We start from the raw sequence: 11841 nt of genomic DNA, 5'->3' as shown, positions 1-11841 counted from the left end.
CTTATGCTTTAACTGCCGGCTTAACGATAACATCGCCATTGATAGCACCAGGTACAGAACCTTTTACTAATAGCAATTTACGCTCAGCATCTACACGAACAACTTCAAGTGATTGAACGGTTACACGCTCAGCACCTAAATGTCCTGCCATTTTTTTACCTTTAAACACACGACCTGGAGTTTGGTTTTGACCAATAGAACCAAGTACACGATGTGATAAAGAGTTACCGTGTGTAGCATCTTGAGTACGGAAGTTCCAACGTTTAACACCACCTTGGAAACCTTTACCTTTAGAAGTACCAGTAACATCTACTTTTTTAACATCTGCAAAGATGTCAACATTGATTTCTTGACCTAAAGTGAATTCTTCACCTTCAGTACGAAATTCCCATAAACCGCGACCAGCTTCAACACCTGCTTTCACGAAATGACCTGCTTCAGGTTTAGTTACACGATTCGCTTTTTTAGAACCAGTAGTAACTTGAACTGCAGTATAGCCATCGTTTTCAAGAGTTTTAACTTGAGTTACGCGGTTGGCTTCGATTTCGATAACGGTAACTGGTACTGAAACACCGTCTTCATTGAAGATACGGGTCATACCAACTTTACGACCGACTAAACCAATCATTGTAATAACCTCTTAATTAACCTAGGCTGATCTGCACGTCCACGCCGGCAGCCAAATCTAAACGCATTAATGCATCAACAGTTTTTTCTGTTGGCTCTACGATATCTACTAAACGTTTGTGTGTACGAATTTCGTATTGATCACGCGCGTCTTTGTTCACGTGTGGAGAAATCAACACGGTGAAACGCTCTTTACGAGTTGGTAAAGGGATTGGACCACGAACTTGTGCACCAGTACGTTTAGCTGTTTCTACGATCTCCGCAGTAGATTGATCGATCAAACGGTGATCGAAAGCTTTTAAGCGGATACGGATTCTTTGGTTCTGCATTAGACCAGAGCTCCAATAAAATTTAGCTAATAAAAAACTAACACCAATCACAATTCTAACTTCAAAATAGAAAAGGAGGTGTAAGTTACCTGTTATATAGTCTCCAAATCGGAAACATTGTTAGTATTACATATCGTAATACTCGTTTAATAAATGATTACATTAAACGGCTTCTATAAAAAGCCTGCAAATTCTACCGAAACCCATTAGGCTTTGCAAGTATTTTCTCTATATTTATCATCACCTAAAAGGTGCGGTCAGTTTGCTCAATAAAAACGCGCCCCAAAACAACCGCACTTTTACCGCCTTAAAGCAAAAAAGAAACCCGACATCATGTCGGGTTTCATCTTTATAGGTTGTTGTAAATTACCATTGATAACCTATACCAACACCACCACCTACATCACCTTGGGTATTGGCGTTACCTTGTAGTTTCAAGATCAATTTACCATTATCACTTGAACGGGAATATCCCACCGCAAAGGCATTTTGTCCTTTAAAGGTACCGCCGGCTGCCGCCACCATGGATTTACCCGGAATGTACACTTGCGGTAAGCTTGCCGCGGCGTTAGCACCGGCAACCCCGGCACGAGCTTCACGATTGACCTTACCAAGGCGATTATTCATATTATGAATATCATTTTTCAACCCGCCCAATTGGCTTACATTCACAGCATCTGTTGGATTCACACCGGCAGCGACGTTAGTAATGCGGGTTGCAGAACCATCCGCTTTCGCCACCTTCATGCCATCTGCCGAAGAGGTGATTTGCGTTGCATTATTGCCCTCACCAACCGTTAACGTATTACCCACATTAGCATTGGTAAAGGTTGCATTTTCTGTGGTAGAAATCGTAAAGGTTGTACCTTCTTGTTTAATAGCGATATTTTTACCGGATGCATAAGTAACGACATCGCCCGGTTTTACCCTCGTTTTCTTGCTGTTCGCTGCAGTATTAGCCACAAACTGATCAACATGTTCACCGGTGGTCACCTCAAAATTGGTAAGGTTGTTCATGACATCATCGCTAACCGTTAATGCACCGTCATTATTGACCGTAACGGTTTTACCGTCAGTTTTAGCCTCAATTACATTACCCTTAACAGTAATACCATTTTGACCGATGTAATTACCGGCAATTTGTTTAATTTTCTTATTCGGGTTGTTTGGATCGGTAACTTCTTTCATCACTACCGTACTACCATCAACATTGACATCATAAGAAACGTTGGTTTGTCCGTTTTCAACCGCTACATTTGCCGTAGTACCGTTACCATTGACAAAATTCACCTGATTACCGGCACCGATCTTGCCTTGTACTACACCGGCATTATCACCAACTTTCCAATAAGTGGCATTAATCGCATTTGCTACATCAGAAGCTGTCACTAAACCACCTTCAGTCGGCACCGCCAATTTACCGTCCTCAGCCGGCTTATTAGCATCTGTCACCGTTGCAGGTAACGCTGTAGTATTTACATTTACGGTGTAAATTTCTTGCTTATTATCTCCAGTTGAAGACGTTACATTAACCTGATTTCCTGCAACAACATTCGTTTTCGCTGCTTTAAGCTGAGAAACATTGACAGCATCGGTTGGATTCACACCGGCAGCGACGTTAGTAATGCGGGTTGCAGAACCATCCGCTTTCGCCACCTTCATGCCATCTGCCGAAGAGGTGATTTGCGTTGCATTATTGCCCTCACCTACAGTTAATGTGCTATTCACATTAGCATTAGTAAACGTTACATTCTCTGTAGTAGAAACAGTGAAATTTGCACCGTTTTGTTTTAATTTAATATTTTTACCGGCGATATAATTAACGGTCTCACCCGGTTTAACCAATTGCTCAGATGTACCCTCAACTACACCACCATTTGCCGTTGCAGTGGCTTTCCAACCGGAGTTATTAATAGCATTAGCCACAGTTGTCGCATTGACTAATTTATCGCCATCTGTCGGTGTAGTAACCTTACCATCAGTATTGCTTAATTCTGTGGTATTCACTTTAATGCCAAAGCCATTGGTGGTTGGTGTCACAGTAATGGTGTTATCCGTGTTTTCAACTTTCACAGAAGGCAAGGCAGACTTGTTCACCATTAATTTGCCGTTAGCATCTTTTACAATCGTATCGTTATCGTAAGCTACATTATAGGCAACTTTCGTTACACCATTTTGATCTTTAGCTTCAACAGTTGCTGTGGTTCCATCACCATTTATGAAATTCACCTGATTACCGGCGTTAACATTGGCTTTTACCGTTCCCTCGTTATCACCAACTTTCCAGAATACAGAATTAATCGCCTCCGCAACATTATCTACTGTTGCCACTTTGCCTTTTTCGGTATCAGCTACAGTAACTTTGCCTGCATCATTACCGCTTGTTGGCGCTGCCGTAATGTTACCGGTATTCACAGAAATGCCATCATTCGTCACATTAATGCTTGTGCCATTTGGTTTCACATTAAAGGTCACGGTGGAATCACCTGTTGCAGCATTATGAACGACTGCAGATTCGGTGCCCTTTCCATTAATAAAGTTCACATTATTAGAAGGTTTCACTAAATTTCCTGCAGCAGTCTTATCGTTGCCACCCAATTTCCAACCGGAATTATTAACTGTATTTGCTACAGTGGTAGCATTGACAAATTTACTGCCATTCGTGTTATCCGGAGCAACAACCTTACCCTCATTCACCGTTAGGTCAGTGTGTTTTACTTTGAAATCAAGCGTGCTGGTTGAACCATTTGTGGTTGGTGTAATTTCAACTGTGCCATCTTCGCTGGCAAAATTCACCGTATCATAAGGTTTTACAAAATCCACCGCACTTCCATTTGCCTGCAAGTTCCAACCGGCGTTTAAAACATCGCCAAGGGTTGCGGCATAGTTGTATTGGCTTGGGGTTAAAACCGGCGCAGCTTGAGTTTTAGTAATTGTTGCCGCACTATTGTCCTTCGGATTTATTGTGGTGCTGAATGTATCCGGCAACGTACTTTTAATATTCGCCAATGTCATAGGAGAAGTCACAGAATTGTTTCCATCATTCATGGACGCAATTACATCCGCATTTGGCACAACGGTTGAAGTAACATTACCCGCATCATCTAACTCATAGAATTTGCCATCCGGTTTTTTCACCGCTTTTTTGCCATTTACTGTGGTATAAACCACCGGCATTTGATCACGCAAACCGCTTGCCACTAAATATAATTGACTACCATTGATAGCATCAGTAGAGGTTGCGCTAATTTGACCGGCAGCAACATTTACTAACTGACGCTCTTTTCCTGCATCGCCTAAACTGACCACGCTAGCCGTATTATTCGCAGCAAAGCCGGAATAATAAACGCCGTTTACGGTGGCTTCATTGCTTGCAACTGCTGCTTTTGTCACAGAATTTGCCCCTAAAGCAACGGCATTAGCATGGCTCGCATTGGCACTTGCACCAAGAGCAAGCGCTGCTTCAGCGGAAGCGTTAGCAGATGCACCTAATGCGGCTGTATGCGTGCCTGTTGATGTAGAGTTCTGACCGACAGAAACCGCACCTTCACCATTTGCATTGGCAGAAGCACCACCCGCATAAGCACCATTTCCGGCAGATTTACTTAAATAACCAATAGATGTGGATAACCAACCGGATGCACTGGTTACGCCACCGATTGCAGTTGCCCCATTACCACTTGCAGTAGCACTCACACCAAACGCAGAGCCTTGTGCATTTAATGCTTTCGCACCATCACCCACGGCTAAATCAGATTGTTTCTTTGCAGAAGCCGCGTTACCAATGGCAATCGCATTATTTGCTTCGGTTTTCGCCGAACTACCCATAGCAACCGCATTCTTGCCAGAAGACTTGGATTCAACACCAATGGCAACAGAGCTAAAACTGGTTGTCGCATTAATACCAATAGAGACACCATGAGCTTCAGAATTTGCACCTAAACCGATTGATGTTGCTCCACGTCCACCAGATACAGAATCACGACCGATAGAAATAGAACCTTCGGAGGATGGGTCTTCTGGCTCGCAATCATTACATACCGCGCCGACAAGTTTCACTGTCGCATTCTGACCAATTGCAATACCCTCACGAGCACCATAGCCTTCTCCGTTTTTATCTTCAAATGCTACGGAAGCACCAGAACCGATAGCAACGGAACCCGGCGCTTTGGCTGCCTTGTTATCATAATTTGCTTCTTTAGTAATATCGGCATCACGATGCGATGCTGCAACACTAACGAAATGCTCATTACTTGGTTGAATAGCGCTAGCGCTTGCTTTAAATGGTGCTGCCATCACAGTACCTGGCATAGCCGAACCTAACACCAACAAAGCAGTAGCAACAGCAACAGAAACACCGTCTTCCTTGAAGATACGGGTCACACCAACTTTACGACCGACTAAACCAATCATTGTAATAACCTCTTAATTAACCTAGGCTGCTCTGCACGTCCACGCCGGCAGCCAAATCTAAACGCATTAATGCATCAACAGTTTTTTCTGTTGGCTCTTAGCTAATAAAAAACTAACACCAATCACAATTCTAACTTCAAAATAGAAAAGGAGGTGTAAGTTACCTGTTATATAGTCTCCAAATCGGAAACATTGTTAGTATTACATATCGTAATACTCGTTTAATAAATGATTACATTAAACGGCTTTCAATACCTGAAATCCTGTGGATATTACACAAAAACACCTAATTATGCAAGCTTTTTGTTCAATTAATTTCCACAAATAAAAAAGTGCGGTCATTTTCTCGAGTGTTTTTCACCTGAAAAAATGACCGCACTTTATATAAATAAAATTTATAGTTTGTTATCTAACATTGCAATATGTCTTGTTGCGGCAATCCAAGCGCCAACATAACCCATAATCAAGCAGCTTACTAATAAGAAGATTAGCTCACCAACACCTAATCCATTGAGCTCAAATGTAACCGCAAAAATATCCGTCACATATTTCACCGCTGAAGTAAAGTACCCGACAATAAGACTACTAAACAGCGCAGCAAGCAATCCGCCCAACACGGCATAAATCATACCAGTGTAAAGATAAGGACGAAGAATAAATTGATCCGTTGCACCTAATAGTTTCATCACATCAATACTTGCTCGGCTACTATAAACATCCGAGCGAATACTATTTCCGATAACCAGGAATACAGCTATTGTCATTAACACCGTGCAGAAAATTGCCACGTGTGCAAAAAGCCACGAAAGTGCGGTCAATTTTTCCATCCAATCATTATCTAGTCGAACTTCTTGCACGCCTTTAATTTTATTTAAATTTGCGCGTAGCTCAGCTCGTTTTTCTGATTCATTAAACGCTTTAGACGGTTTCACCATCACCACTGCCGGCAATGGGTTGTCATCTAAAATTTCTAACTCTTCACCAAAACCAGACCAACTTTTAAATTCTTTCAAACTGTCTTGACGAGAAACATAATTTAACGATTCCACACCTTCTTGCTGACGGATTTTTTCTACCACTAAGTTAGCATCTTCTTCACTTAAATTTTTATGTAAATAGATCGTGAGTTCGCTTTCCGGATAAAATTGAGTTGTTGCTAAGTGTAAATTTTTCCATAACAAATAGCTCACCGTTGGAATCGTAAGAGACACGGCAATAACTAAAATTGTTAGCAATGTACCAAATTTACGTTTTACTAAATCGTTCAACACAGAACGCAAAGTATAAGCAGTTTGCACGCCAAAAGAAGCATCAATACGTCTTGTCATTTTTTATCCTTAATAGCGTAAGTAGCCTTGTTCAAGTACAAGACATGGTTTTGGTTTTTGTTGAATTAAATTGATATCGTGTGTCGCAATTAACACCGTCATGCCTAAACGATTAAACTCTTCAAACAGATTGAAAATCCCTAAAGAAAGTTCACCATCTAAGTTACCTGTTGGCTCATCGGCTAATAAAAGTTGCGGTTTATGCACAATGGCACGCGCGATATCCACACGTTGTTGCTCCCCACCTGAAATTTGTGGAGGCATATAATTCGCTTTACTACGTAAGCCCACTCGATCTAGTGCAACCAATGCGCGCGTATGTGCTTCTTTCGGATTCATGCCAGCAATAATCAATGGCAATGCCACATTTTCTGCCACACTACGATCCGTTAATAAACGGTAATCTTGGTGAACCATGCCGATTTGACGACGTAAAAAGGGGATTTCATACTTAGACAAACGCGTAATATCATGGCCATTAAACCAAATATTACCGGCGTTCGCTTTCTCCATACCCATAATCAATTTAAGCAAGGTACTTTTACCCGCGCCTGAATGCCCAACAAGATAAGTCATACTTCCAACAGGAAGATGAAAATTCAAGCCCTGCAAGGCTGGCTGAGTCGCACCGTGATAAGCTTTAGAAACATTTGAAAATCGAATCACTTTATTATTCCTTTTTATTCTTCATTTTCGTGAACGAACAACGCTTCAATAAATTCTTCTGCATTAAATTCACGTAAATCTTCAATCTTTTCACCCACACCAATATAACGAATTGGTAAATTAAACTGATCTGCAATGGCGAAAATTACCCCACCTTTTGCTGTGCCATCTAATTTAGTTAATGTAATACCCGTTAACCCAACCGCTTCATTAAAGAGTTTGGCTTGGCTAATTGCATTCTGTCCTGTACCCGCATCTAAGGTAAGCATGATTTCGTGCGGTGCGGTTTCATCGTATTTTCTCATGACACGAACAATTTTCTTTAATTCATCCATGAGATTATTTTTATTTTGTAAACGGCCTGCCGTATCCGCAATTAAAATATCAATGTTACGTGCCGCGGCAGATTGCATCGCATCAAAAATTACCGATGCCGAATCTGACCCCGTACTTTGTGCCACAACCGGGATATTGTTACGTTCCCCCCATACTTGGAGTTGTTCTACTGCAGCAGCACGGAAGGTATCCCCTGCCGCTAACATGACTGATTTACCTTCATTTTGGAATTTACGAGCCAATTTACCAATTGTCGTTGTTTTACCTACACCATTTACGCCCACCATCAAAATGACATAAGGCTTTTTAGTCGTATCAATGACCAACGGTTTTGCAACCGGTTTTAGAATTTCTACCATTTCAACTTTAAGTTGTTGGTAAAGCAATTCCGCATCTTGTAACTGTTTACGACTTGCGTGCTCGGTTAAATTCTTAATGATTTTATTGGTTGTTGGCACGCCAATATCGGCAATTAAAAGCTGCTCTTCTAACTCCTCAAACAAATCATCATCAATCTTTTTACCTAAAAAGAACGCTCGGAAACCTGCACCAATATTTTGTTTAGTTTTGAGTAAGCCTTTAACTAAACGACTAAAAAAACCACCTTCACTTGGTTTTTCTTGCGTTTCGGTATTAATATCTGAACGGAATTCATCTTTAACATCTTCAACAATTTCAGGCTCAATCTCAGCATCAACCACAGGAAGATCTTCAACGATATTATCTTGCTCAATAATGCTTTCTGTTGGCTCTTCCGCAGGAAGTGCGGTAGAAATTTCTTCTGTTTTTTCTGTCTCTTCAGCCGTTGCCTCAATCACCGGTGTATCTAAAACTGGCTCAATATTGACCGCACTTTCAGGTGAAATCACTTCTTCTACAACAGGTTCAATATGCGCAACAACGGTATTCTCAGCTTTATCCTCTTGCAGCTGTTCCGCTAACTCCTGTAATTCTTCCTGTTCAACTTGCTCTAATTGAACGCTCTCCTCATTGTGAACGATCTCTTCCGTAGGCGAAACGTCGGCAGATTCGACAGATGGCTCCTCAATAATTGGCTCAATTTTTTGTTCTTCTTGCTTTTTATTACGACCAAAAAGAGAGGCCCAAAACCCGCCTTTTTTCTTTTCTTCTGACATAAATTCTTCTCTTAAACACAAATCTTTAAAAAATACTGCCTATTCTAGCAAAAAATCGTCTAAACTAAGCACAATTTTCACTAAAAATCTGTTTCTTTATGAAAAAAATGCAAGTTCAAAATGCCAAAGGTGAAGTTCGAATCATCGCAGGTCTTTGGCGTGGACGAAAATTGCCGGTTTTAAATGCGGAAGGTTTGCGTCCTACAGGTGATCGTGTAAAAGAAACCTTATTCAATTGGTTGATGCCTTATATTGTGGATAGCTATTGTCTTGATTGCTTTGCGGGCAGTGGCTCACTTGGTTTTGAAGCCCTTTCTCGTCAAGCGAAACAGGTGACGTTTTTAGAGTTGGATAAAACCGTGGCGAATCAATTAAAGAAAAATTTGCAAACGCTAAAAACAACAGCTGAACAAGCCAAAGTGATTAATCAAAATAGCTTAGAATTTTTAAAACAAGCGCAAAATCAACCGCACTTTGATGTGGTATTTTTGGATCCACCTTTTCATTTTGGCTTAGCAGAACAAGCAATTGCACTATTAGAGGAAAAGAATTGGCTCTTACCTCATGCATTGATTTATGTGGAAACAGAAAAAGACAAACCGCTTAGCGCGCCTGATAATTGGCAATTACTAAAAGAAAAAACCACAGGTATGGTGAGTTACCGCCTGTATCAAAAAGATTAGGAAATCATTATGTTAGACATTGTGTTATACGAACCTGAAATTCCACAAAATACGGGAAATATTATTCGTCTTTGTGCCAACACTGGCTTTCGTCTTCATTTAATCGAGCCACTTGGCTTTACCTGGGATGATAAAAAATTACGTCGTTCTGGCTTGGATTATCATGAATTTGCTGAAATCAAAAAACATAAAACCTTTGAAGCCTTTTTAGAAAGCGAAAAACCGAAACGTCTTTTTGCACTCACCACTAAAGGCGGCCCTGCGCATAGCGAAGTGCAATTTGAATTAGGGGATTATTTAATGTTTGGCCCAGAAACCCGTGGTATTCCAATGTCTATTTTGGATAAGATGCCAATGGAACAAAAAATCCGTATCCCAATGACAGCAAATAGCCGCAGTATGAACTTATCTAACTCGGTAGCTGTTGCAGTTTATGAAGCTTGGCGACAACTTGGTTACGAAGGCGCGGTGAATTTAAATCGATAAAAACCAATAAAATAGCTGCTTATTTTATACACAAAAATAAGCAGCTTTCTTTTTGCATTTAATTTGTGATCTCGATCACATATTTATAATTTTAAGATTCCCTTTTTACCAAAACAGCAGTATAAATAAATTACATTTAGAGAGGGATCTCGATGTACCCACTTGATCTATCAAGCTCTAGTCTTTCTTGACTCTTCAAGCAAACCTTCCCCGTTGTCCTAAATAAAGAATTGGCAGTCGAATGATTTGCCCTCCATTTGTATCCCTAAAATTTAACAACTATTGCAGCAAAATTAGTTTCATCTCACATCAATAAGGAGGTTGGGTGAATGAAGTTAATTTTGAATTGGTCGAAACAGCAGTGGCTAGGCATGGATGCTTACCAAAAAAGTGCGGTCAATTTTGGCCGCACTTCCTATTTCTATCATTTGCAAATCACTAACCTTGTATTGCTATTTTCTAAATAATCCGCAATTTGTTTTGGCACATCATCGGTGAAAAGATAATCTACATCTTTAAGCTCCCCTAATCGCACAATCGCTTGTCGAGAGAATTTCGAATGGTCGGTCGCTAATAAGGTTTGGCGAGAGCTTTCTATAATGGCACGTTTCACTTGGACTTCATGATAATCATAGTCCAATAATGAACCGTCAAGGTCAATTGCACTAATACCCAGAATCCCGAAATCTAAACGGAACTGAGAAATAAAATTAACCGTTGCCTCACCAATGATTCCACCATCCTTACGCAATGAGCCACCTGCCATCGTAATATCAAAGGTTTCATTTTGACGTAATAAATGAGCCGCATTGAGATTATTTGTCACAATACGTAAACGTTCATGACTTAACAAGGCACTTGCCACAGCTTCAGGAGTGGTTCCAATATCAATAAATAAAGAGGCACCATTTGGAATACGTTTTACTACCTCTCGAGCAATAGCACTTTTTTGGGAAGGGAAAAATTGTTTACGTTCAATATAATCAGAATTTTCTGCAGTTGAAGAGGGAGCCGCACCACCATGATGACGACGAATTAAATCTTGTTCTGCAAGGATATTCAGATCTCGTCTAATAGTCTGTGGGCTGACTTCCAGTTCGATAACCAGCTCTTCTGTGCTGGCATATCCTTTTAGCTTTACAAGCTCAATTATTTTCTGATGGCGTAATGATTGCTTCATATAAATGCCTATAAATTTGAATTAGCTAAACGATTTAGCCTTAATTTTACTCTGCAGAAATCCCCAAACCAATCCTAAGATAAAGCCTGAAATGTGGGCAGCGTTCCCTATATTAATACCAAAAAGCGGACTAATAAAGCCAAATACAAGCCCTACCAGTAACATCGTAAAAAAGCCTTCTGGCAAATCAAAGCTATGCGGGTGTAATTTATCCACCACCAACACATAACCTAACACGGCATAAACCACACCAGATAGCCCGAAAAAGGCAGGACCGGTAAAGTAATTTTGTACAGCACCAGTCACTGCAGCAGAGACTAAAACTAATAATAAAAAATAGAGAGAACCCAATCGGCGTTCAATCGCGCCACCGAATAACCAAAACCACGAAAGGTTAAATAAAATATGCGGTACCGATAAATGAACAATAGTATGAGTGAAATAACGCCATACTTCCTGATCTTCCCAAGAATAAGCCGGATAATGGAATACATCCATAATTGGCTCTTCAAATCCGATATTCTGCAAGAGATAAATCAACGCACAAAGTGCGGTCAAAATAAACGTGATTTTTTTCTTTCTTAATAAACGTTTCACCAATTTTCTCTCTTGAATCCCATCAGTTTCGCTACCAAATAAAGGCTGCATTTGCTATAT

General features: G+C 40.5%; 10 protein-coding genes and 1 pseudogene. 2 read left to right on the top strand and 9 right to left on the bottom strand.

Annotated features, from left to right (window positions below; all coding sequences use genetic code 11):
* Position 1 precedes the first annotated feature (1 nt).
* From rplC to ftsY, 7 genes and pseudogenes are all read right to left on the bottom strand, one after another.
* The gene (rplC, locus tag RDV53_RS04595) at positions 2-628 is read right to left on the bottom strand and encodes a 50S ribosomal protein L3 (RefSeq protein WP_005632753.1); all 627 of its coding nucleotides are present in this window, start codon (positions 626-628) and stop codon (positions 2-4) included.
* 16 nt (positions 629-644) lie between these two features.
* Entirely contained in the window at positions 645-956 is a 312-nt protein-coding gene (gene rpsJ / locus RDV53_RS04590) for a 30S ribosomal protein S10 (RefSeq protein WP_001181005.1), read from the bottom strand.
* Between the two features lie 366 nt (positions 957-1322).
* Positions 1323-5369, bottom strand: a complete 4047-nt coding sequence (locus RDV53_RS04585; RefSeq protein WP_005695084.1) for a YadA-like family protein — start codon at positions 5367-5369, stop codon at positions 1323-1325.
* A gap of 16 nt (positions 5370-5385) precedes the next feature.
* Positions 5386-5466 (bottom strand): annotated as a pseudogene (rpsJ, locus tag RDV53_RS04580) (30S ribosomal protein S10); the annotation flags it as partial.
* 298 nt (positions 5467-5764) lie between these two features.
* Positions 5765-6697 carry a permease-like cell division protein FtsX gene (gene ftsX / locus RDV53_RS04575; protein WP_005695083.1) on the bottom strand — a complete coding sequence of 311 codons (933 nt, stop codon included), beginning with the start codon at positions 6695-6697 and terminating at the stop codon, positions 5765-5767.
* 9 nt (positions 6698-6706) lie between these two features.
* Entirely contained in the window at positions 6707-7363 is a 657-nt protein-coding gene (gene ftsE, locus RDV53_RS04570; protein ID WP_005695082.1) for a cell division ATP-binding protein FtsE, read from the bottom strand.
* Positions 7364-7377: 14 nt separating this feature from the next.
* The gene (gene ftsY, locus RDV53_RS04565) at positions 7378-8835 is read right to left on the bottom strand and encodes a signal recognition particle-docking protein FtsY (RefSeq protein ID WP_005695081.1); all 1458 of its coding nucleotides are present in this window, start codon (positions 8833-8835) and stop codon (positions 7378-7380) included.
* Positions 8836-8933: 98 nt separating this feature from the next.
* Here ftsY and rsmD point away from each other — a divergent pair, with 98 nt between their 5' ends.
* Positions 8934-9518: a 16S rRNA (guanine(966)-N(2))-methyltransferase RsmD gene (gene rsmD / locus RDV53_RS04560; protein ID WP_005695080.1), complete on the top strand. Its 585-nt coding sequence runs from the start codon at positions 8934-8936 to the stop codon at positions 9516-9518.
* 9 nt (positions 9519-9527) lie between these two features.
* Positions 9528-10004 (top strand): tRNA (uridine(34)/cytosine(34)/5-carboxymethylaminomethyluridine(34)-2'-O)-methyltransferase TrmL, encoded by a 477-nt coding sequence (gene trmL / locus RDV53_RS04555; RefSeq protein ID WP_005695079.1) that lies wholly within the window; start codon positions 9528-9530, stop codon positions 10002-10004.
* 424 nt (positions 10005-10428) lie between these two features.
* Here trmL and RDV53_RS04550 read toward each other — a convergent pair whose 3' ends face one another.
* Both RDV53_RS04550 and RDV53_RS04545 read right to left on the bottom strand, forming a co-directional pair.
* Positions 10429-11184, bottom strand: coding sequence for a DeoR/GlpR family transcriptional regulator (locus RDV53_RS04550; protein ID WP_005695078.1), 756 nt, complete (start codon positions 11182-11184; stop codon positions 10429-10431).
* A 21-nt stretch (positions 11185-11205) separates the two neighbouring features.
* Entirely contained in the window at positions 11206-11832 is a 627-nt protein-coding gene (locus RDV53_RS04545; RefSeq protein WP_005695077.1) for a rhomboid family intramembrane serine protease, read from the bottom strand.
* Positions 11833-11841 lie beyond the last annotated feature (9 nt).

This window comes from Haemophilus parainfluenzae ATCC 33392 (assembly GCF_031191205.1).
Taxonomy (GTDB): Bacteria; Pseudomonadota; Gammaproteobacteria; order Enterobacterales; family Pasteurellaceae; genus Haemophilus_D; species Haemophilus_D parainfluenzae.
The sequence above is the reverse complement of the archived record's forward strand: the minus strand, read 5'-3'. Positions and strand labels throughout refer to the sequence as shown.